Source organism: Vampirovibrio chlorellavorus, from assembly GCF_003149375.1.
GTDB classification, from domain to species: Bacteria; Cyanobacteriota; Vampirovibrionia; order Vampirovibrionales; family Vampirovibrionaceae; genus Vampirovibrio; species Vampirovibrio chlorellavorus_B.
The window spans coordinates 101,898-124,060 of sequence record NZ_QFWH01000009.1 but is presented as its reverse complement, the minus strand read 5'-3'; the positions used below and the strand labels follow the sequence as shown (position 1 = coordinate 124,060).

The window sequence follows — 22,163 nt, the reverse complement described above, 5'->3', positions numbered from 1 at the left end:
ATTGCTGGAATATTCCCTGATCGGCATGCTGGTTCTGGTGGTTTGTGTAGCGGGTCTTGAAATCTTCACCGGCGAGATGAGCCAGTGGTGGCAAAAACTGTGGGACGACATGGAAAGCCGACAGGGCCCGGCGGTGGCCATCACAGCCCCGCCGTCCGCATCCGCTTCGCCCCCGAAGTCCACCAGTCCCAGCACAGTGTTGGAACCACCGTTGGTGACTGAGAACCCGGGCTCCCGAAAGTTTGTCACCAGGAAGGGCACCGTAATTACCCTGCCCGACACCGTTGACAACATGGAGGATACTATCAAGACACTGGGGGCCAATGGCACCACCACGATATTGGCCAACAGCCTGGAAGCGTTAATCAAGCAGTTGGTGGCCAATCGTGAAATTGATGGAAAACAGGCTCAGGACTTGATTAATCTGGCCAATCAAGGACATATGCTGGCCAAATTACAAAAACATACGGAGGCCGCCATTGCCAAAGTCCGAACACCTCAAGACTATCAGGCTATTATCCAGAATGATTCACGCATTGCCGTCAACGACGTGAGTGGTATCTATTCCCATCCTTTGGGTGGTTACGCCGCCGATGAAAAAACTTTGGATCCATTACAGTCAGATACTGTGGCTTGGGATGCGACGGGTGATTTTTTAGAGGCCTACCACGCGGCAGTCGCTAGTGGGGCGCTGAATGACCCCGCCGTTCGGGTTGTTGTGGATACCCTGACCCGAAAGATTAGTGAATTGAGTAGTATGTCAAGTTATTTTTTTATGGCGCTGGCCAATGGCGAAATCTCACCCAGTGAAGTGAATAGGAACATTGCTGAAAGTGTCTCCGAAACCCACAATAAATCAGCCCAAATCTGCAATGTCGGGGAGGGTCAGGACAGTGGAACGCATTGTAGCCCGGGTGGCTAAACCGCTTTGAAACGTCTCATTCGGGTTCCCGTCACGAACTGTGTGACCGCCGAGTGCTGAAAAGTGTTGTAACACGACTGTGTACGGCCAATCCATCCAGGGGAGATGCGAAAAACCCCGCCCCTAACGAATCAAACCCGGACAGTGCCTTTGTGGGGCTGAATGATGCAGGGAGGTTGAGAGAACGATTGGGGTTATTGCAGGGGTTGTTCGAGCTGAAAATTTTGCCAACTGGTTTTGCCGGGCTGAATAATAATTTGTCGCAAAATTTCATCGCTCCCGGTCAGGTCCGGGTGATGAATTCGGAGGTTGTAGCCGCCCGGCGCAAGAATCAGGCGAAAATGCCCATTGGCGTCAGGATGGCTGGTAATCCACTGGTTGGCCCCATAGGGTTCCGCAGAAATGGCAATATCACTGAGCGGAGTGGAAAGCACCGGGCAGGCTACCTCGGACTGACTTTCAGGGCATACGGTGCGCAAGGTCAAAACGCCTTCCAGATAGCCGTTGGCCGCCCTGTTTTTTTCCGAAGTCCGGAGTGGGACAATAGAACGACTGCGGTAGGGCCATAGCGACGTTCCAAACCAGCCGCCATAGCCAGTGTTATGTCCACCCCCGCCCCAAATGCCAAAGCCAACCCCAAGCTGGGCCAAGGCCGGTGAGTTGCTGACCACCACGGCCAGAATCAGGCTACTAACAAGAATGCGGCATCGCCAGTTCAAGGGTGAGACTCCTTTCACGATCTTTCGTGAAACAGTCTTTTCCGCTCTGGACGTCGTTTAAATCTTTAAGTTCTTCAGTCTCTGCCACGCAATAAAAGGCTGTGACGCTGCATTGTAGAGCCGAGGGCCGCTTCCGGTCGAGTGGCAGCCTGAAATCTTGTCACGGGCCAGACAGCCTGCCCAGCATTGGATGCCCCTTTTTTGAGCAATTTCCGAAACTTTTGGAGATGGGGGTGTAAATTTCGGACAATCCTTTGCGAAGGCTGTTTTCTGAGGTCTTTTTCACTACTTTCGTATCACTATGCTTTCGAGTTTACGATGCTTTTGAGTTCACGTGCAAATGTGCGATGACATAGCGAAGGGCTTGATAAAAGATTTGGAGCGGGAGACGGGGCTCGAACCCGCAACATCTTGCTTGGAAGGCAAGTACTCTACCAATTGAGTTACTCCCGCAAGGAGAACCGGTTACATCAGCCATAAACCAGTAATCAACACAAACCAAGAGAGGATGGTCGGGATGACAGGATTCGAACCTGCGACCCTCTGCTCCCAAAGCAGATGCGCTACCAAGCTGCGCTACATCCCGGTTTATAAGCCTGATGAGAGAGTAAGCTAATCCTACAACAATGTTGGGACCGTGTCTATTCTCGACCGTAAAGCCGCCCTGTCGGACAAGGCCTTTTTTGCTTGCCGCGGTTAACTTGCCCTCAGGGTTTGATAGGCCTGATACTGCTGATCTAGCAGGGCCAGCCGCTGCTGTAGCCGTTCCATTTTTTGAGACATGTTGGGTAAGGGCCAGAACTGGGCCAGAATTTCCACAAATTCCATTTCATTCCGAAGCCCCTGAATCTGCTTCGATAACTGCTTCAGTTGCTTTTGACGGACTTTTTCTTCAACACGTTGCTGGAATTGCATCATTGGCCCCTTTCACTCTGATTGCATACGGGTCACGCTCGCTTTCATCCTGAACACTTCACGAATGAGCCTCGTTCAGCCAGGTGGTCCTGTGCGGAAACCGTTTGGGATGAGTGGCGATGATTGGATGATGGATATACTATATATAAAAAATTGCGCGCCAAAGAATTGCCCTTTTCTCCCCAATGGTGATAGAGACAGTTACAAACTGTTACAAGGATCACTGTGAGCGGGTTATAAGTTCAGGGTGCCAATCCGCCGGGGTTCAGGGTAAGATATTTAATCGTCCTGCCTGTGTGCCGATGGTGCGCTTTGATGCCGGGTGGCCCAAACGTTATGGGGCAAAAAGTGAGGCTTATCCCAGAATGAATGCTTTGAATTCCTGCGTTTTAAACACCCCGATGGAGGCCAATCGCCTGAGATTAAGCCCTGTGGAACGGCAGCCTCACTTCGAGATAATAGACACTCAAACCAATCAGTGCCTGGGACGGCTTCACCAGCTTGAAAACGCCACCCACGCCGTGGAACTCTTCTGGGGAAAAGGTGGCTTCATGGGCATGGTGACCTCGCCCACCGGGGGCCATTATTTTGCCCTGCCCGGATCGTCGGTTTGCGTGGGCGGGGTTGAACTGTCGCTGGCTGGACAGCCCATTACCGGGAATTCCGCCAAGCAAGCCTCCGAGCCAAAGAACCACACGCCCCAGAGCCATTCAATGCAGGCTACGATTTTAGGGGCAGGCCTCGCCACCCGGTTTGAGCGCATTTCCGGAGACAGCACGCACTACTCCAAGCCCGCTGTTCCGCTGTCCGGGCGCTCCAGCGTGATTGAGTGCATTGCCAACAGGCTGGTGACTCACGGGTTCCGCAACATCATCGTCAACACCTTCTTTAAGCCGGAGTCCTTGATGGCCAGTCTGAGCCGTTGCCAGGAAGGGCAAGTGGCCTATATTCACGAGTCTGAGCCGTCCGGTACGGCTGGCGGACTGCGAAAAATGCTGATAGACCCTCAGTACCAATCTCTCCTGGATGTGAATCAGCCCTTGCTGGTAGTTCAGGGAGATTCCGTGACCGACGCGGACTTTAGCGCCCTGATGGAGGCTCATATCGCTGAAAATGCCCTGCTGACCATTGGTTGTCAGTGGATTGAGGCGCAGGACGTGGATAAATTCGGCATTATTGTGACCGATCAGTCCGCTGCCGATGGGCAATCCGGTAAAATCGTGGCCTTTCAGGAAAAACCGAAGCGGGAAGAGGCCAAATCCCGGCTGGCCAACACCGGCTTTTATATTTTCTCGCCTCGCAGTTTTCCCCTGATTGTGGAAATTTATAACGACGCTCTGGCTACCGCCCAGCAAAACGCCCGACAGGCGGGCCTTCCGGTACCCGCTGAAGTGGCGCTGGACTTTGCCATGGACATTTTTCCGGCCATTTTGCGGCGGAGCCTGACCCAGCCTGAACTGGGCGCATTCTGGGCTCAAAAGGTGGAGGGTTACTGGAGCGATATCGGTAACCCGGTTCAATATCTGGAAACCATCCACGACTTATACGCGGGTAAAGTCCAGATCCCGTTACCGACAGAAAAAAGTCGCTACTACCGGGATGGTATTGTCTACTGGGAAGGCGCACAGGCCATGGCGGAAGCGGAAGAGGCCGTTCTACAGGGCAATGTGCTGGTGGCTCTTCCCTTTTCCGGTTAAGAATTCTCACTTTTTACCCCAGTTTGAGCGATTTTTTTCCACGAAACGATCGTGTTTGTGTTTTCATGGCATCAAATTATCTTCAGATGCCTTTTTATTCATTGAAACTCTCAGATTAAGCGATATCTTATCCACCAACCGGTTTTGAACCAAAGGTACTCCAGAGCATGTCTGCTCCAACCGGGATAGGCGCTTTGCCTGTTCATAAAAAATCCATTCAAACGCACCCGGTGGCGGCCAGCGCTCCCACCCGTTCTTTGTCTGGCAAACAATCACAAGGTCGCAAGCAGCCCCGTTTTTCCGGCGTCGCTGATGCCGTGGGCACCGTGTTGGCCCGAGGAGAAGCCCCCAAGTGGCTGCAAGAAACCTTTCTGTTTACGGCCAAGGAAGGGGCTTCCGCCGTACTGCCCCTGGAAGCCGCCGTGGTGGCCGGCCGTACCCAGAGCGGGTACCGTCGGGATGGCTGGATGGAAGTGCAGGAGCGGGTTTTTGAGGAGTTGGCCGCCGCCGCTATCTGGCTGAAAGGGGTGGATTTCCTCAAAGATCGCTTCAAGTCTGGTCAGAACCGATTTTTACCACAATACAAGCATTTGAGTCCTGATATCGCCTGGAACCGCCCCTGGGGGAAGTTACAAAGCGTTGATTTGACCGCCCAGGAACTGTTTGCCAAAGACAGCAAGGAAATCAGCTCTCTCCTACGTTTGAAGTCTGCCCGCTGGTTGTTCAGTGTTGGACTGGCCTTGACCGGGGTGGCCTATGTGGTGCCCACCCTTAACCAGCTGAAAACCAAAGCCATTATGAGCTATCAACTGTCCCGCAGAAAGCGTTCACAGGAAGGCGATAACGTCCAATTCGGCGATCCGCGCTTGCTGGGCGCCACGGCTTCCCCGCAGGGGGTGCCCACGGGCCTGAACCCTAATGCGTTTGGTCAGCAAATCAATCGAGTGAGCGCTTCTGCCAACGCACTCAATCCCATCGTTAAACCAGTATCCAATTCACCAGCGATCCAATTCGTTCCTTCCGGGAGTTTCATCCATTCACCCTACCGGGGCCCTGTCTTTAATCCAGGCGGCGCTACCAAGAGCGCTTTCCCTGCCGCCTGGGGGCCGTTAGCCCATGGGCAACCGCTTCGCTTTGGCGATTTTTCGGGGGGATCTTCCGTCACTCAGGCCTTGGGTCATTTGGTGGATCAAACCCCCTATGGCAGCATTTTGGTGGTGGATGCCGGTATTGCCGGTGGGCGGGGCTATGTGGCCAGCAAACGCAGTGGTTTTGAGACTGTGGAAGTGATTGTGCGGGACTTGGGCTCGCTGTACTTCTACATTTTATCGGTCCCGCACATTATGAAGGGGTTGGGCATGGCCGCGGACGGCTTTTTTAAAACCAGCAGCAGTCTGGAGCCCAAAATTGCCAAAGCCCTGCACGATAGTCTCAAAGAAGCCAACAGCCTGTCTGCCGTGAAAACCACCTTGCAGGGAAGTGGACACCCCGGCCTGATGTTGCCCGAAAGCTGGCTCAAGAAACAGATGCGGGCCGTGAGTGCCGAGAAAATGGCGACGCTCCTGAACCTGGAGGCGCAGGTGTATCTGGGCGGCGACAAGGCTCAGGCCTTTGTGGAGCGGGTCCGCAACACCAAGGGCAGTGTGATGCCTGACACCCTGCAGGAATGGTTGACCGAAATCAGCCAGGGGCAAGGCGCCTTTAAAGAGTGGGCGGCTGAAGAACGGAAAAATCTGGGGATCGCCCTGAAGCAGGCGTTTCGGCATAGCGTGGGGATGGCCGTTGATCTGAACGCGCCCCACCGCTTTGTGGCCCTGCTGGAACAGCATGCCCCGGGCTTTGCTGAGGCCTTCGAGTCTCTGGGAGAGGTGGAACAGACCGCTTTTAAAATGAGACTGCGGGGCATGGCCCAGGTGGACGCCCTGGATCAGGCACACTCCGTGTTTCAGCGCACCCTCAATCTCCTGCGCAACCCCTTGAAGGGCTTTGACTTCAGCAAAGCCGATGCCTCCGCCGAGTGGCTGAACGGGGTCAAAAGCCGGGGGATTCTGCTGGCGGATTTGGCCAAGCGGGATCTGCACACCGAAGGCCGGGAAAAGGCTCTGCAGAGCATGAACACGCTGCTGGAACAGGCCAAAAAAGCCGGTCTGAAATCGGAAATACCATTGTTAGAGCAGTACCATGGTCAATTGAAAACCCTGCTCTCCCCGGACGCGGGCCGTTTGTTCTCTTTGGCCACCCAGGCCGGAGAGGAGAGCCTAAGCCACAAGTTGCGCGAATTGTTGCAGGGTGGCTTGGTCAATAACAGCGCATTCTTGCGGCAGGCGCAGGAGACGCTGGGCCAGTTCACCCCGGATTCTCGTGTGTTCGCCGATCCGGCCCGAGCCCACAAAATGCGGGAGGCCATTGGCAAATACAGTGACGCCCTGCTGCACTCCCTTTCCGAGCAGGGGCAGAAGGACCTTAAAACGGGGCTGGATCGTTTTTTCAAGCTGAACCGTAACCTGAATTACACGGCCCGTTCGGCTGCCTTGTTAGGCACCATGGCCTGTCTGGGCTGGCTGGTGCCCCATGTACAGACCACCATTACCAAGCGCCTAACCGGAAAGGATAAAAACCCCGGTATTGCCAGCACGGCCAGTCAATTGGGTTACGAAGACGTCAAAAGGGCCAGCGAAAAGGAAGGTTTGACCGCCGTTAGCGGGGAGACCAACAGGGTAAAATCGACTGCCTTACCGCCTGCGGCGGCTAACGGCATCTTTGTGGGGCAAACCATGCCCCGGTTTTATCCCAGTGTCGGGCAAACCGCCTATCAAAACTAGGATTAGCCCAGAGTTCCGGTGATACTGACCGGTGTCGAGCCCAAGGTAGGGGTTCCCGGCAAGGGCTGTGGACTGACTGAACAGGCCAGATAGACCAAAGCACAAAGCAGGCTTGTCAATTCAAGCGCGTATTCGATATTGAGCCTTGAATGTTGCATGATGACACTGCCTGCTTTTAATAACTCTATTAATAAAAAACAAAACAATTAAAAAATTGCCTTTTGACTCCACGTCATCGCATGGATGTCGTTTTTCCCGGGTGGGTGAGGTTTTTCAAGGATATTACGTTTTGTCCGACTTGCCCGGACAAAGGATTGATCTTGATAGGGGCGGTGGCTATACTATAACAAGTAAAGTAATTTTTATAAGGATACGAATACGTGTCGAAGACGGTGGATCAGATGACTGAAAACCTTACAGAGCAAACGATTGAGGCCCAATCGCTACAGGATGTCACGGAAAACCTGAACCGTTTGATGCACGCTGGTCTTTATGGCGTGGAATCGCCTATTGAGCGGGCCATGGAGCTGATTGGCGACAAGTATTCCTTCCAGATTATCCACTTGCTTTACCAACTGGAGCGTCAGCGCTTTGTGGAGCTGGAGCAGCAAATCACGGGGATTTCCCCCCGCACCCTCAGCGCCCGGCTGAAGCACCTGGAAAAGTTTCGTCTGATCAACCGACACCAGTTCCCCACCATCCCGCCCAAGGTGGAGTACGAGTTGACCGAGCGGGGGCGGGATTTGGCCAGCACCTTGAACCATCTGGAAACCTGGGTCAATCGCTGGTTTCCGTACGCCCCTTCCACCGAATCCTGAAACGATTTGTATAGAGGGACCCTCTGGTTTGACATGCGCCTTGTGTTCTTGTCGGACCCGCTGTGGTGCTGGTTTTAAGCGGATTTTACCCTGTTTTTTTTAGGGATGACGAATGGGAAAGTTGGCGCTGTTATGCGTGAATCCGCTAGAATAGTAGGGACAGAGAGAGTATTCATCAGGCCCCATGTTTCGTAAGCAGACCCCCTATTTGTACCTGATTTTGCCGGCTATATTCATGGTCAGTTTCTTTTTTCTGCCCCTGATCATGGCTTTTGGCATCAGTTTGTCCGATTATTCCCGGGATATTTACCATCCCAGCTTTGTGGGCTTGCTGAATTACGCCCGACTCGCCCATTCTGCCCCGTTCTGGAATGCCCTGCGCAATACCTTTGTGTTTTTGCTGGGAGTGGTTCCGGCCATGGTGCTGCTGCCCATCTTTTTGGCCTTGCTGCTCAACGGCAAGCTCAAGGGAATCGCCATTTTCCGCAGCCTGATTTACATTCCCGTGGTCATTTCCATGGTGGTGGTGGGCATTGCCTGGCGCTGGCTGTATGCCGATGATGGCTTGCTCAACTGGTTCCTGTCCCTGTTCCATCTGCCCAAGGTGGGTTGGTTGGTTAGCCCGGACATTGCCCTGTATAGCGTGATGATCGTGGTGGTGTGGAAGGGACTGGCCTACTACATGATGATGTATCTGGCCCATTTGCAAAGCCTCTCTTCGGATTTATACGAGGCCGCCGAGATTGATGGGGCCAACCTGTGGCAGAAGCACTGGCACGTTACCTTGCCCCACTTGCAGCCTACCATGGTTATGGTGGGCATTATTAGCACCATTGGTAGCCTGAAGGTGTTCACGGAAATTTATGTGATGACCCGGGGCGGCCCGGTGGGGGCCACCAAAACGCTGGTGTATTACATTTACGAGCGAGCCTTTGAAAATCTGGATTTGGGCATCGCCAGTGCGGCGGGCATTGTCCTGATGTTGATTTTGCTGGCCTTTAGCCTGCTGGAAATGAAACTGTCGCCCAAAGACGACAACACGCCCAAGCCAATCAAGCCCGCTTCTGCCAAGAAGCCTCCCAGTGGCCTGACTACCGGTCAGTTAACGGTAGGGGACACGGCCGGATGAAATCCATCACGCTCAAGCAAAGCCTCCAATATCTGTTATTAAGCCTGCTGGTGCTGCTTTCCGTCTTTCCGTTCCTATGGCTGCTGTCCACGGCCCTTAAAAGCCCTGCCGAAAACGTGTTTGCCTATCCGCCCCAATTTATTCCGACCCAACCAACCCTGCAAAACTTTATCAGCGTGTGGCAAAAGGTGCCCATGCCCTGGTTCTTCATCAATAGCATCGTGGTGACCGTGCTGACCATTGTGTTTAACATCAGCCTGAGTGTGATGGCCGCTTATCCCTTGGCCCGCATGCGGTTTAAGGGGCAAAACGCCATCTTTTTCAGTATTCTGGCCACCATGATGATTCCCTTTCAGGTGCTGATGATTCCCCTGTATTTAATTTGCCTGAAGCTGAACCTGACCGACGCCGCCGGTTGGGTAAATGGGTGGCTGGGGCTGGTGCTGCCCTTTGCGGTCAGTGGGTTTGGCATCTTTTTTGTAAGGCAGGCGCTGGTCACTTTGCCCAAGGAGCTGGAAGAATCGGCGGTGCTGGATGGGTGCAACAGTCTGCAAATTCTGTGGCATGTGCTGCTCCCTCTGATTCGGCCCACCTTGGCCACGCTGGCCGTGTTTGCCTTTATGGCCACCTGGGGAGAATTCCTGTGGCCCAGCATTATCCTCTCAGAGCCCAGTCACTTTACCCTGCCCGTGGGGCTGGTACAGTTGCAAAGCACCTTTAGCGCGGACTGGAAGCTGATTGCCGCAGGGACTTTGCTGTCCATGGTGCCCATGCTGGTCTTTTTCTTTGCCCTGCAAAAGTACTTTGTGTCCGGGGCCACCAGCGGGGCGGTGAAAGGCTAGCAGGGGCCTAAAAGCCCACCAGCGTACTCACCGGATCGTAGTACATGTCGTTTTCAGTTTCGCTAGCATACGTTTGCTTCAGGCCAATCTTCAAAGCGCCACCGCCCTGGGCCAGTTGAGTTCCCTCTATTGAAGCAGAGTGCCCGTCTTGGGAGGAAACGCTTTCCCGGGGTACGCTGGTGCCCAAGTCGGTGGCTGATTGAGCATCCGCCTGCAGCGTCGATGCGGTGGGGTCAATCAAAGCCTCTGGACGATTGGGCATGAGCAGAGGCACGGCAATGGCCAGAATCAGCACGGCTGCCGCCACGGGCGTGAACTTCTGCCAGCGCAATCGCTGTGAGGAAAGCGGTGTGGCCGGTGCTGCCGTTGTTTCGGTTTCGGCGATTTGGGCCAGAATGCGATCGGCCAGCCCCACGGGAACCGCCACAGGCTCCAGATCGCTCATGGTTGCGGTGAGTTGCCGCAAATCATTCTGGTAAGCCTGACAAACGGCGCATTGGGCTAAGTGGTCGGATAAGCCGGTTCGCGCTGAGTCCGAAACCGGTTCTCCTTCCTGTAGGCTGAATATGAGGTCCTGAGCCTGTTCACAGGTGGGTTGGGGGTGTTTGGGTGGCTGCACGGGCGTGGTCATGAGGCCATCTCCTTTACGGCTTGTTTCAGCTTTTCGGTGCCGCGCTTAATCCAGGTGCGCACGGTGTTGAGGGGAACGCCCAGCGTCTCGGCCACGGCTTCGTAGCTGAGATCTTGCTGGTAACGCAGCAGCAGGGCTTGTCGATATTTGTCATCCAGTGTTTGCAGGGCCGTCAGCACTTCTTCGGTGGAGAGCTTGCGTTCCAGTTGAACGACGAGATCCTCGGCGGTTTGATGCTCCGTCTCGGTCCAGGTGCCCGCTTCCTCCATGGCGTTCAGGGAAACCAGCTTGGACTGCTTCCGCAACTGGCTGATGGCCGCGTTGGAGGCGATGCGAAGAATCCAGGGCTTAAAGGGCCGTTGGCGGTCAAAGTTTTTCAGATTCTGGTAGGCTTTCACAAAGGCCTCCTGGGCAATTTCTTCGCTGATTTCATGGTTCTGGGTCATTCGGTACAGGTAGTTGTAAACGGCTGGGAGATAACGTTGCATCAGTTGGGAGAACGCCTTTTGATCCCCGCACAGGGTGCGGTCAATGAATGCAGAATCCTCGGGCTGCAGTACCGGGTTGAGAGGGAAGGTCTGGGTCATCGCAGGGCCGGCTTGGCGTCAACAGAACAGACAGGAGTCACAATGGGCAGTGAGCTTAGTAATCCTCGGGCGAGTGCGAACGCCCACCCGCATTGGAACGCTGAGCCCAATGTTTGGCCTTGAGGGCCTGAAGTTTCTGCAATTGCTCCGGGTTGAGTTGGGAACGTATGCTGAACCAGGTTTTCAGGCGAATTTCACTGAGTCGTCGTTGCAGATCATTAATATCGCTGTTCAGGGTGCGTGCCCCCGCTTCGGTGGCGTTGGGCGTCTGCAGGTACTGCATCATGGCCTTGCGCTTGGTTTTGAGCTGCTCTCTTAACGGCTGGCTTTGAGCGCGTCCTTGCTCCATGGCACTTTTGACCTTTTGTCCTTGCTCTGGACTGAGGCCCAGTTCCTTCATCATTTGCTGATGTCGCTCATCGGGGGAGTGACTGGCAGCGTGGCCAGCCTGACCCTGCACACGCCCGCCCTGACTGGATGGATCTGCGGAGGCTGAAACCGGTAGCAAATTCAACAGCAAGGCCAGTGGTAGCGCCAGAACAGCCAGCTTTTGCGATGGCATCCGGTTACACATGCTGATCTCCTGATTGGTAGGGACAACTATAATACACGCCAGCCTCCTAAAAAGTTTCAGAAGCGTTCGACAAGTATTATAAAGCCCGACAGGGATTTCAAGCGAAAGAACGACAAGCGAGGCGGAACTTAATCCAGCAGGCAGGCGCTGATGTAGGTTTCAACGGTTTTAGACATCATGTGCCGAAACACCTGCTTGCGCAACCAGGCCTGATGATACCCGGACTGCTCCCCAAACAGCATTTTGGCCGCATCGCCCTTGAACAGGGCATCCACGGTTAACGAATGACAAAAGGCGGTCATGGCTTTCACTGAACCAAACAGGGAGCGCAGTAGGGCTTCAGCCTCCCCCACTTCATAGTGAGACACCGCTTTACAGGCGTACACCCTGAAATTCTCGGCGTACTCTTCCTGAATATCCCGCAAACGCGCCTCACCCAGATCGCCCCGGTAGAGGGAACGGGTGGCCTCCAGCAGCCAGCGGGCCAGATTGTCCACCAGCTTTAATTCGGTGTCGGTAAAGGGGTAGCTTTCGCTGGAGGCCCGCCCGGCCCCGGCCAGCCGGATACTGCGACCATCCAGATAGGTTTTGCGAAACAGCAGGACGTTTCGCTCCATATCAATCTCAAATTCTTCATCCAGAATGTCCAATACGGCCTGATCGGAGAAGCCAAACAGCACCACCCCCCAGTTTTCCGGGCCTACCAAGGCCTGATACCGACTGAGCATCTCCGGGAGGCTCAAATCCAGATAGGCTTGGGTATCTGCCCGCCCGTCCGCTTCCCAGGGGGCCGATAAAATGGCAAATTTGGCCGCCAGATTTCTCACGCACTCACCCAACACGCTGCTTCCACTACCGTTTATTATAGTGGATTTTCATCGACGGGAGGGCCTTTAAAATTCCCCGCGCCGCCAGCTCTTTTAGGATCAATTTCACTGAAGAAAAGGGTAATCCCTGGACTTTGCGTGGTGATGTCTTGGCCTCCTGTTTTCTCAACAGGTGGGTGTCCTCCGTGGTCATCGAGGTTTCCAACAGGCTTGCTGGCGCAAGGTTGGTATACGGTGATGCCATCGCGTTATCAGGACTCCCGATTATGGCGGGTAGAGTCAAGACATCGAACCACATCCAGGGATTGCATCTATTATCCCCCATGACGGGATTGGCTCGCAACGGCTTTTTTGAATTTGAATTAAAAATCAGCCGGATAGGCTAGTTTCATCGTCGTGCCGGATGACTTGCAGTTCGGCCCGCTCCCGCAGGATTTTCCGCAGCAGATGGATGGATTCGGGGCGATGGGCGTTTTCGTTGATGAGTTGGTTCATAATGTCCAGCGATTGTCGGAGTTGTCGCTCCCGGTGAATTTGTGGCGTTTCCGGGGTGCTATTCTCCCGAATCCAGGCCAATTGGCGAATGACATGAGACTGTTTCTCTTTCGACACACGACACCCCTTTCTGAAACCACTTGAAGCGGTTTTCCACGTGTTCCTGATGAATCATGCGGGACTTGTAACCCCATCATGACCTCGCTTGTTTCGTGCTTCATCGGGCAAGCGATTTAGGCCTTTGGGTATAAAAACAGTGAAAGCTGCCTTAGTTATAAATAGACAGAACGATTGACATTGGAAGGGGCGGGTCTAAGGCTCAGCGACCACCCACACCCCGGCCTCCGGCAGCAAGGGCAGGTGGGCCTTCTGTATGCGTTCACCGGGCATTAACACGGGGATGCCCGGCGGGCAATGTACCACCGTTTCCTTGGCGATTCGGTGGAGTGCCGCTGTGATGGGAACTTTGTGTCCTTTGCGGAAAAAGGCTTCGCGGGGGAATAAAGCCATCTGCGGCAAGCAAACCTCGGCGCTATCGATGGCCTCTTCCCACAGCGGGGCGGGCGGGCGTTCGGCTGCACATAGCGCTTCATCCTCTGCCATCAGGATTGCCTGGAAGGCCGCAAAATCGGCTTCGGTCAGGCCCAGATTGGCCAGATACAGCACACCACCTGGTTTGGCCGATTCATAGGCCAATTGGTGCGTCTCTTCCACACGGGCGCCCCAGTCTTCGCCAGTTTGTAGCGGATGGCTGAGATAAAACTTGCAGGGGTCCCAGAATTGGGCGGCTGTTCCCTGAGGCTGATACAGTTTTATTTGGCTCAGGCTGGTTTGTAAAGTGCGTCGAAGCAGCTGCACTTGCGACAATAACCATTCGATTCGGGTCTGCCCAGCGGTGCTTCCCAGAAAGTCGCAGGCCGCATCCAGGCTGGCCATCAGCAAATAGGAGGGGCTGGTACTTTGCAGGGTATTCAGGGCCTGCTGAAATAGGGTGGGATCCACGCAAGAGTCTTTTGTTAAGTGGGCCAAGGCGCTTTGGGTCAGGCTACCCCCGCTTTTGTGCAGGGAATGAATGACCACATCCGCCCCACTGTGGCAGGCAGAGACGGGCAGTTGCTCGCTCAGGGGCCACAGGCTGCCATGGGCTTCATCCACCACCAGCGCTACTCCGTGGACCTTACACAGCCGGGCGATGGCCGGAATATCACTGCCCAGTCCTTCATAGGTGGGCGAGGTCAGGAATAGAGCGGTGGCGTCCGAGTGTAGAACGAGCTGGGTTTGAACTTGCTCGACGGTCACGGAGCCCCATAAGTCCCACTGGGGCAAATGGCTGGGCAAAAACCAAACCGGTTCAGCGCCCGATACGATCAGTCCACTTAAAACGGCCCGGTGGGCGTTGCGGGGAATCAGCACCTTGGCCCCGGGCTGGGCCACGCAAAGCATGGCCGCCATCAATCCCACCGAAGCCCCGTTAATCAGCATAAAGCTATGGGCCACCCCGAACAAGCTGGCCATACGCTGTTGGGCTTCTGAAATCGCCCCATCCGGCTCCGATAAAACATCCAGGCCATCCAGCTCGGTTAAATCGTAACGAAACGGCTGATTCCAGATTGTAGAATCTTCATATAAGCATTGACCGGCATGGGCTGGCACATGGAAGCGCCTGCGGTTCTGCCGGTCATAGGTTTTTAACGCGTCAACCAGAGGAGACCCCGGTTGACGCGTTTCTACTGTTGTCTTAGTTGGGGCTGGCTGCACTCAGGGGCTCCAGACCATGCTGGGCGCGCTCTGCGTCGTTGACACCCTTCATGGTGAGGTTGATGCGACCACGCTCGTCAATGTCCACGACCTTGACCAGCACTTCATCGCCCACTTTGACCACATCTTCAACCGCCTGTACCCGTTGCTGGGACAGTTGGGAAATGTGGACCATGCCATCCTTGCCCGGGAACAGTTCCACGAAAGCACCGATGGGGATGGTGCGGACGACTTTGCCCATGATCACCTGACCACGCTCAATCTTGCGGGTCAAACGCTCGATGATGTCTTTGGCACGGGTCGCGCCTTCACCATCCACCGAGGTGATGGTGACCAGACCGCTGTCTTCGATGTCAATGGTGGCACCGGTTTCATCGATGATGGAGCGGATCATTTTACCGCCGGGCCCAATGACAGAACCAATCTGGTCTTTGTCGATGGTCAGGGTAATGATGCGAGGGGCCCACGGAGACAGCTCGTTACGAGGGGCGGCCAGTACGGCGGTCATCCGGTCCAGAATGGTCAGACGACCGGCTTTGGCTTGCTCCAGGGCGGTCTTCATAATTTCCAGAGAAATACCCTGAATTTTGATGTCCATTTGCAGGGCAGTAACCCCATCCCGGGTGCCCACGACCTTGAAGTCCATATCGCCCAGGAAGTCTTCCACACCCTGGATGTCGGACAATACTACGGACTTGGCGCCTTCTTTAATCAGACCCATGGCAATCCCGCCCACCGGGGCTTTAATGGGAACACCGGCATCCATCAAGGCTAGTGTGGCGCCGCAAGTAGAAGCCATGCTGGTGGAACCGTTGGATTCCAGAATGTCGGAGTTTACCCGAATGGTATAGCCGAATTCCTCTTTGGAGGGCAGCACCGGCAAGATGCCACGCTCAACCAGCGCGCCGTGACCGATTTCCCGACGGCCCGCACCCCGCATGGGCTTCACTTCGCCCACGGAGTAACCCGGGAAAGTGTAATGGTGCATCCAGCGCTTCTCGGTTTGCGGATCCACGCCATCCAGACGCTGCGCTTCGCCCGGGGAACCCAGCGTAGCCACAGAGAGGGCCTGAGTATTGCCGCGGGTGAAAAGACCGCTGCCGTGTACACGGGGCAGAATGCCGGTCTGACAGTTGATGGGGCGAATATCTTCGTTACGACGACCGTCGGCCCGCACGCCTTCTTCAATGATCATGGTGCGCATAATGCGTTTTTCCACTTTCTTGAAGGACTCACCCAGGTAATCCAGCGGCTGGGCCAACAGGAAGGCCTTGATGGGATCGGTGTCCGCTTTGGCTTCCAGAGCGCCTTTTACTTTTTGCTTGGCGGCTTCCAGCATTTCCTTGCGGCGGCTGCGGTCAAATTCGTGATAGGCGGCGAAGATATCTTTTTCCGCGGTTTCTTCCACGAAAGCCAGCACCTTTTTCACATCGGCTTCCAGTTCAAAGACAAAAGGCTTTTTCTCGATGCCGCACTGTGCAGCGAACTCCCGCTGGACTTTGACTTGCTCCCGAATGTGATCGTGGGCGAAAGCCAGCGCCTTCAGCAGATCTTCTTCGGAAATGAAGTTGGCACCGGCTTCCACCATCATGATGGAGTCTTCGGTTCCAGCAACCACCAGGTCCAGATCGCTTTCTTCGGTTTGCTTGAAGGTGGGGTTCACGATGAATTGACCGTTCAGGCGCGCCACCCGCACCCCACCAACCGGGCCGGAGAACGGCAGACCGGAAAGCTCCAGGGCCATAGAGGCGCCAAAAATAGCCAGTACATCCGGTTGGATGTTGCTATCCATGCTCATCAGGGTGGAGACCACTTGCACGTCGTTGCGGTAGCCATCGGGCCACAAGGGACGGATGGGACGATCAATCAGGCGAGAGGTCAGGGTGGCCTTGTCGGAAGGCTTGCCTTCCCGCTTCAGGTAACCGCCGGGCAAACGGCCCACGGAGTACATTTTTTCTTCAAAATCGACCAGCAGCGGAAAGAAGTCGATGCCGGGACGAGGAGATTCACTACCAGTGGCGGTGACCAGAAGCACAGTGTCATCGCAACGGACTAGCACGGAGCCGGTGGCGGCTTTGGCCAAGCGTCCGCTTTCCAGATGCACTTCTTTGTCCCCAATTTTAAAAGTTTTGGTCTGTAGATTCGGAAACAGGATTTGTTCGTTCATAAGAGTTTTGTCTTCTTTCTATACTTCGATGTTTTATTCCGTGGATGATGCAGCTATTTTACCGCCTTTTGAGGGGCTTCGTCAGCATCAAGCGCGAAAATTGCTGTTGGTATTGGATTTCCCCTCAAGATGTTCCCAAAGCGTCGCGGAAAGCCCAAGGGCTGGAAAGAGAAAAACGGGCACCAGGCCCGTTTTTCTGGGAGTTTTACTTCCGGATACCCAATTTGGTGATCAGTTCTTTGTAGGCTTCCGGGGTTGAAGTCTTTTTGAAGTAGTTCAGGTAGCGACGGCGGCGACCGACCATAATCTGCAGACCACGCTGGCAGGCAAAATCCTTGCGGTTGGCTTTCAGATGCTCGGTCAACTCGCTGATGCGCTTGCTGAGCATGGCAATTTGCACGGGGGCGCTGCCGGTGTCATTGGCGCTGACGGCATGCTCTTTGAAGATGTCTTTTTTTTGTTCAGAAGTCAGGGGCATATTTCTTTTATCGCCTTTTGATTTTGGATTTACTTCGAGTAATATGGAGCCTATTATGTACGGTGATAAGAAAATTACAATAGCACCTTAAAAATGACTACCCCCTATCGCGCATTTTGCAATATTTTGAAACAGGTAGTAACACTGAGTTTGAGTTTGGCCGTGGTCGCTGGCTCCCTGACAGGCTGCCAGAATAACGCCGTCCACGGGGAAAGTCCCGAGTTGCGAAAGGCCAAGCGGCTGATTGAGCAGGGCAATTTCGAGGAAGCCTTTGTGCAGCTGAATCAGGCGCTGGAACAGGCGCCCAGGGACCCTGGCCTGCACATCAACCTGGGCTGGCTGTATTTGTATACCAATGACTTGGATAACGCGGCCAAAGAACTGACCCAAGCGGAAACACTGGGGCCCGATCTGGCTGAAACCTATCACCTGCGGGGAGCCATCCTTTGTTATCAGGCCCAGCACGCCTCACAAGCGCAGGAGAGCCGCCAACTGCAGGAAGAGGCCGTCCAGAACTTTCAGCAAGCGCTCAAAAGAGATGAAAAGAACCATCAGACCTACTTCGATCTGGCCACCAGCCTATCGGCCCTGGGTCGACAGGAGGACGCTTTAGCCGCCCTGGACAAAGGGTTTCAGTACATTCCGGACAAGGATTTGGAAACGCAGGTCAACTTTCAAATCGCCACCTGCGCCGCCGAGGCCCAATTGCAGCGCTATGACGAGGCCATTGAGGATTGTCATCAGGCCCTGGAATTTACCACCAACCCGGCGTCCCGAGAGCGTATTACCGACATGATTGAGAACATGAAGCTGATGAACCCGGGGCTGTCTGAAAAGATTGAGTCCCGGCAAGCGGAAAAAGATCGTCAGGCCGAAGAGAACGCCATTATCGACACGGCCGCTTCCGACTAATCTCTTAAGAGCGTGGGTAGTTTCTTAAGAGAGCGGGTGATTTTGCAGCAGCCAGAAGAACACAATGGCCACGATGATGCGATAAATGCCAAAAGGGGCCATGGAGGTTCTTTGCAGCATGAGAATAAAGGTTTTAACCGCCAGCAAGGCGGACACAAAGGCCACCCCAAAGCCCAGCCCGAAGGCGGTCAGGTCATGGGGGCTCAGTTTGTCCCAGATTTCCAGCAAATCCTTCAGGCAAACGATCATCATAATGGGCACGGCGGCCAAAAAGGAATATTCGGCGGCCACGGTGCGCGGCAGCCCGTTAAACAGGCCCCCGATAATGGTGCTGGCAGCCCGAGAGACTCCGGGACAGAGGGCAGCACATTGAAACAACCCAATTTTGAACGCGCTTTTCACGTCCAGTTCATCCAGAGAAGTGATGGCCTGCTGGAAACGCAGCCGCTCAATAACAATCAGAACGACGCCACCCAGGGCCAAGGCCCAGGACACGGTAAGCGGGTTAAAAAGATGGCTTTTAATGGTATGCTCCAGCAGTTTGCCCAGCACCAGAATGGGCAGTGAAGTCACCGCAAGCATCAGCCAGCCCTGGATTCCTCGGAAGCCACCGCCCGGTGTTTTAAAATCGAACAGACAGGCAAAGCGGTGCCGATACAGCACCACCACGGCCAAAATGGCCCCCAACTGGATGAACACCTCAAAGGCGTTGACCACCTCGCCCTGAATGCCCAGCAGGTAGCTGGTTAAAATCATGTGCCCGGTGGAAGAGATGGGTAGAAACTCGGTGACCCCTTCCACAATACCTAAAATCAGGCTATGAATCAGTTCCATTCGCTCGGTCCTTTGGTAATAAACTCAGCTAATAATCAACTCAGCCATCAACGGATTCTCACTTTAAATGCCCGCGTGAATTTCAGTGCCCGCCTGTCCAGCCAAGGCTTCCACGGTTTTTTCCAGACTGGTGATAAAGGCCCGCTTTCCGCCGTGTTTGACGTAGTCAATCATGGCCGCCACTTTAGGTCCCATGCTGCCCGCCCCAAAGTGCCCCTCCGCAAAGTAGCGTTCCGCTTCATCCAGCGATAAGCGGCCCAGAGTCTGCTGATTGGGTTGCCCGAAGTTCAGGTAGACGTTTTCCACCTCGGTGCAGATGATCAGATTCTCGATTTTCAGGGTCTTGGCCAGCAGGCAGGAGGTGAAGTCCTTGTCGATGACCGCCTCGATGCCTTGCAGAACACCCTCTTTCCGGTACACCGGAATCCCCCCGCCGCCGCAACAGAGAACAATGGCCTGCTGGGCAATCAGGGCCTGAATGGGGTCAGCTTCCAGAATGCGTAAGGGCCGGGGTGAGGGAACCATACGCCGATAGCCCCGGTTGGCGTCCGGGCCAATGATCCAGCCCCGTTCATCATAGAGACGCTGGGCTTCATCGGCGCTGATGAAGCGACCCACCGGCTTGGTGGGCTTCTGAAAGGCCGGATCGGCGGGATCGACTTCCACCAACGTATTCACGGCCATAATGGGCGTTTCGATGCCTTGAGACAACAGTTGGCGGTTCAGTTCCCGGGTCAGCCAGTAGCCAATCTCCCCCTGCGTCCAGGAGACGCAAGTGTCCAGGGTGACCGGGTTCTCAAACAGCCGGGCGGAAGTTTCGGCCATATCCAGCAGGTTGCCCACTTGAGGGCCGTTGCCAAAGGTGATGACCGGCAAGTAGCCGCTTTGGTAAACCTGCACGATTTTTTGGCAAACCGCTTGCACCATTCTGGGGTTGAGGTTATCCCCGCTTTGCTTGTTGTAAAGGGCGTTTCCCCCAATGGCGATTAAGACCGATTCCATGCGCACACGCTCACTATTTCCACTCAAGCCGGTTTGATTGGCCGTCTGTCTGGTAACTCTCTCTTGGGCAATGGCCGCGGGCTTTCCGTTGGCGCTGGATTTGCCTATAATCAAAACGATAGCACAATTTGGCCCGTTCAAACCATTTTTGAAACCGTCCACAAAGCCGCCTGCACGCAGTCTTATGAATAACACCCAGCCCGCTCGCATTTATCTGGATCACGCCGCCACCACCCCGGTGGACCCTGCGGTGCTGGAGGCCATGCTGCCTTTTTTGCAAGGTCAGTTTGGCAATCCCTCCAGTTTGCACTTTTGGGGACGTGAAGCCCGAAAGGCCTTGCAGCAGGCAAGAGAGAGTGTATCCAAGGCCCTGACTTGCCAGCCTTCGGAAATTATTTTTACCAGCGGGGCCACTGAGGCCAATAATCTGGCCCTGATGGGGGTGACGGAAGCGCTGGCGCAGGGACGGCACATTATTACCACCCAAATTGAACATGCCGCGGTGCAAGCGCCTTGCCACTGGCTGGAAGCCCACGGCTGGGATGTGACCTGGCTGCCGGTGGACGCGCAGGGCTTTGTGTCGGTGGAGTCGGTGATAGAGGCCCTACGGCCCGAGACGGTGCTGGTGTCCATCATTCACGGGAACAATGAGATTGGCACCCTTCAGGATATTCAGGCCATTGGGGCAGCCCTGAACGCTCAACCCAAGTTCCAAAAAGTCTTGCTGCACGTGGATGCGGTGCAAACGGTGGGCAAACTGCCCTTGGACTTATCGACCTTGCCGGTGGATTACCTCAGTTTGTCCGGGCATAAACTCTATGGCCCCAAGGGGGTTGGCGCTTTGTTTGTGCGAGACGGGGCCCCGTTACCGGCGGCCCAGATCCGGGGGGGCGGGCAGGAAGGTGATGTGCGCTCCGGCACGGAAAATTTGGCGGCTATTGTGGGACTGGCCAAAGCGCTGGAAATTACTCAGGCACGCATGACCGACGATTTACCACACCTGAGGGCTTTGCAAAAAGGCCTGATCGAGGCCATCCGAACAACCGTTCCCGAGGCGATGCTGAATGGCCCGGAGGATCTGCATGCCCGGGTGCCCGGCAATGTGCATTTCTCCTTTCCCGGGGTGGAAGGAGAGGCCATGGTGCTGCATCTGGACTTAAAGGGCATCGCCGTCTCCAGTGGATCGGCCTGCCACAGCGCGGTGATTGAACCCTCCCGGATTGTGAAGGCGCTGGGAAAATCTGACAGTCTGGCCAAAGGGACGGTGCGCTTTTCGCTGGGGCGTGGCAGCGCTTTGCAGGATATTAAGCGGGTGGTGGAGATCCTGCCCACCGTTTACCAGCGCCTCTGCCGGGCGGGAAAAGGCCCCACAAAAGCCTGAAGGGTGCGATTTGGCAATGGGGGCTTTTTGATATATAGTGCCTTCATCTTGATTTGAATTCTTTGGGTTTGAATGATTGGGAAAAATCGGGTTTCCCAGCCGCCTCACCGCTTTGGGGTATCGGTTTGGTTCGGGTTCATCGTTTGTTGTTCACATTCAAGAGATCAATATTCAAGCAAGAGATTAATATGCAAGATAGAAGGGGACTTTTGTGATGCGTTCTGTGAATTTTTCAGGGAGTTCTATATCCCGGTTGACCGTCTGGCAGCCTTTGTCCGCCAGGTCGGGAGGGGCGGAACGGGCCCCTGTGTTCAAAATGCAATATCAGCCCTCGCCCACGACAGAAACGACGCCCTCGGTCAAAGCGTCCTGGCTGGATCGACTGAAAAAGGCCTTTACCCCGCGAGAAGAGCATGTGCGGTGGATGGAAAAGGCCCAATCCGGTCTGGGGCTGCCCGCTGGCATGAGCCGCAGTTTGCTTGAAAACAGGTTGCTTGAAAAAAGTGACCGTGGGAAAGGCCGCTCATAAGCCCGGGCCTTACCCTGCAAACGCTGGCCAAAGCAATTGAAGTCGCCGGGTTTTAGCGCCGGGTCTTGGTACCGGGTGGTACAATAATAACCAGCAAGAACCAGCCGAAAGAACCCGTCGAACC

At 54.9% G+C, this 22,163-nt stretch carries 22 protein-coding genes and 2 tRNA genes; 9 read left to right on the top strand and 15 right to left on the bottom strand.

Translation table 11 applies throughout. The annotated features are described in order from the left end of the window. Positions 1 to 922: hypothetical protein (locus tag DF283_RS11935; protein ID WP_303675104.1), on the top strand; the 922-nt coding region annotated here is incomplete at its 5' end. A 194-nt stretch (positions 923 to 1,116) separates the two neighbouring features. On the opposite strand, the gene DF283_RS11930 is transcribed toward DF283_RS11935, so the two are convergent. From DF283_RS11930 to DF283_RS11915, 4 genes are all read right to left on the bottom strand, one after another. Further along, complete coding sequence (locus DF283_RS11930; protein WP_303675103.1) at positions 1,117 to 1,641, bottom strand: carboxypeptidase-like regulatory domain-containing protein; 525 nt, start codon at positions 1,639 to 1,641, stop codon at positions 1,117 to 1,119. A 377-nt stretch (positions 1,642 to 2,018) separates the two neighbouring features. Continuing rightward, positions 2,019 to 2,094 (bottom strand) — tRNA-Gly (locus tag DF283_RS11925). Positions 2,095 to 2,150: 56 nt separating this feature from the next. After that, a tRNA-Pro gene (locus DF283_RS11920) sits at positions 2,151 to 2,227 on the bottom strand. Positions 2,228 to 2,337: 110 nt separating this feature from the next. After that, entirely contained in the window at positions 2,338 to 2,559 is a 222-nt protein-coding gene (locus DF283_RS11915; RefSeq protein WP_303675102.1) for a hypothetical protein, read from the bottom strand. Between the two features lie 362 nt (positions 2,560 to 2,921). Between DF283_RS11915 and DF283_RS11910 the strand changes: the two genes are divergently transcribed. Continuing rightward, entirely contained in the window at positions 2,922 to 4,253 is a 1,332-nt protein-coding gene (locus tag DF283_RS11910; protein WP_303675101.1) for a nucleotidyltransferase family protein, read from the top strand. Between the two features lie 167 nt (positions 4,254 to 4,420). Beyond that, positions 4,421 to 7,075 carry a hypothetical protein gene (locus tag DF283_RS11905; RefSeq protein WP_303675100.1) on the top strand — a complete coding sequence of 885 codons (2,655 nt, stop codon included), beginning with the start codon at positions 4,421 to 4,423 and terminating at the stop codon, positions 7,073 to 7,075. 2 nt (positions 7,076 to 7,077) lie between these two features. Here the strand turns inward: DF283_RS11905 and DF283_RS11900 are convergent, their stop codons facing one another. Continuing rightward, positions 7,078 to 7,233: a hypothetical protein gene (locus DF283_RS11900; protein ID WP_303675099.1), complete on the bottom strand. Its 156-nt coding sequence runs from the start codon at positions 7,231 to 7,233 to the stop codon at positions 7,078 to 7,080. A 222-nt stretch (positions 7,234 to 7,455) separates the two neighbouring features. On the opposite strand from DF283_RS11900, the gene DF283_RS11895 reads away from it, so the two are divergent. From DF283_RS11895 to DF283_RS11885, 3 genes are all read left to right on the top strand, one after another. Continuing rightward, a complete protein-coding gene (locus tag DF283_RS11895; protein ID WP_303675098.1) occupies positions 7,456 to 7,893 on the top strand; it encodes a winged helix-turn-helix transcriptional regulator in 438 nt (145 codons plus the stop codon). A gap of 184 nt (positions 7,894 to 8,077) precedes the next feature. Further along, complete coding sequence (locus tag DF283_RS11890; protein ID WP_303675097.1) at positions 8,078 to 9,022, top strand: carbohydrate ABC transporter permease; 945 nt, start codon at positions 8,078 to 8,080, stop codon at positions 9,020 to 9,022. After that, positions 9,019 to 9,864 carry a carbohydrate ABC transporter permease gene (locus tag DF283_RS11885; RefSeq protein ID WP_303675096.1) on the top strand — a complete coding sequence of 282 codons (846 nt, stop codon included), beginning with the start codon at positions 9,019 to 9,021 and terminating at the stop codon, positions 9,862 to 9,864. The genes DF283_RS11890 and DF283_RS11885 overlap by 4 nt, the downstream gene beginning before the upstream one ends. Positions 9,865 to 9,871: 7 nt before the next feature. Here the strand turns inward: DF283_RS11885 and DF283_RS11880 are convergent, their stop codons facing one another. The 8 genes from DF283_RS11880 to rpsO form a co-directional block, all read right to left on the bottom strand. Continuing rightward, positions 9,872 to 10,495: a cupin domain-containing protein gene (locus tag DF283_RS11880; protein ID WP_303675095.1), complete on the bottom strand. Its 624-nt coding sequence runs from the start codon at positions 10,493 to 10,495 to the stop codon at positions 9,872 to 9,874. Beyond that, on the bottom strand, positions 10,492 to 11,082 hold the full coding sequence (locus DF283_RS11875) for an RNA polymerase sigma factor (protein WP_303675094.1): 591 nt from the start codon (positions 11,080 to 11,082) through the stop codon (positions 10,492 to 10,494). Before DF283_RS11875 ends, DF283_RS11880 begins: the two co-directional genes overlap by 4 nt. A 55-nt stretch (positions 11,083 to 11,137) precedes the next feature. Beyond that, a complete protein-coding gene (locus tag DF283_RS11870; RefSeq protein ID WP_303675093.1) occupies positions 11,138 to 11,656 on the bottom strand; it encodes a Spy/CpxP family protein refolding chaperone in 519 nt (172 codons plus the stop codon). A gap of 128 nt (positions 11,657 to 11,784) precedes the next feature. Further along, positions 11,785 to 12,483: a hypothetical protein gene (locus tag DF283_RS11865; RefSeq protein ID WP_303675091.1), complete on the bottom strand. Its 699-nt coding sequence runs from the start codon at positions 12,481 to 12,483 to the stop codon at positions 11,785 to 11,787. Between the two features lie 369 nt (positions 12,484 to 12,852). Continuing rightward, positions 12,853 to 13,095, bottom strand: a complete 243-nt coding sequence (locus DF283_RS11860) for a hypothetical protein (protein ID WP_303675090.1) — start codon at positions 13,093 to 13,095, stop codon at positions 12,853 to 12,855. A gap of 195 nt (positions 13,096 to 13,290) precedes the next feature. Next, a complete protein-coding gene (locus tag DF283_RS11855; protein ID WP_303675089.1) occupies positions 13,291 to 14,736 on the bottom strand; it encodes an aminotransferase class I/II-fold pyridoxal phosphate-dependent enzyme in 1,446 nt (481 codons plus the stop codon). After that, the gene (gene pnp, locus DF283_RS11850) at positions 14,717 to 16,903 is read right to left on the bottom strand and encodes a polyribonucleotide nucleotidyltransferase (protein ID WP_303675088.1); all 2,187 of its coding nucleotides are present in this window, start codon (positions 16,901 to 16,903) and stop codon (positions 14,717 to 14,719) included. The genes DF283_RS11855 and pnp overlap by 20 nt, the downstream gene beginning before the upstream one ends. Positions 16,904 to 17,108: 205 nt before the next feature. Further along, positions 17,109 to 17,381, bottom strand: coding sequence for a 30S ribosomal protein S15 (rpsO, locus tag DF283_RS11845; RefSeq protein WP_303675087.1), 273 nt, complete (start codon positions 17,379 to 17,381; stop codon positions 17,109 to 17,111). A 93-nt stretch (positions 17,382 to 17,474) separates the two neighbouring features. Here rpsO and DF283_RS11840 point away from each other — a divergent pair, with 93 nt between their 5' ends. After that, on the top strand, positions 17,475 to 18,293 hold the full coding sequence (locus DF283_RS11840; protein WP_303675086.1) for a tetratricopeptide repeat protein: 819 nt from the start codon (positions 17,475 to 17,477) through the stop codon (positions 18,291 to 18,293). Between the two features lie 24 nt (positions 18,294 to 18,317). Here DF283_RS11840 and DF283_RS11835 read toward each other — a convergent pair whose 3' ends face one another. Further along, positions 18,318 to 19,127: an undecaprenyl-diphosphate phosphatase gene (locus DF283_RS11835; protein WP_303675085.1), complete on the bottom strand. Its 810-nt coding sequence runs from the start codon at positions 19,125 to 19,127 to the stop codon at positions 18,318 to 18,320. 63 nt (positions 19,128 to 19,190) lie between these two features. Continuing rightward, positions 19,191 to 20,129 (bottom strand): carbamate kinase, encoded by a 939-nt coding sequence (locus DF283_RS11830; RefSeq protein WP_303675084.1) that lies wholly within the window; start codon positions 20,127 to 20,129, stop codon positions 19,191 to 19,193. Positions 20,130 to 20,313: 184 nt separating this feature from the next. On the opposite strand from DF283_RS11830, the gene DF283_RS11825 reads away from it, so the two are divergent. Next, on the top strand, positions 20,314 to 21,510 hold the full coding sequence (locus DF283_RS11825) for a cysteine desulfurase family protein (protein WP_303675083.1): 1,197 nt from the start codon (positions 20,314 to 20,316) through the stop codon (positions 21,508 to 21,510). Positions 21,511 to 21,724: 214 nt separating this feature from the next. After that, entirely contained in the window at positions 21,725 to 22,039 is a 315-nt protein-coding gene (locus DF283_RS11820) for a hypothetical protein (protein WP_303675082.1), read from the top strand. Positions 22,040 to 22,163 lie beyond the last annotated feature (124 nt).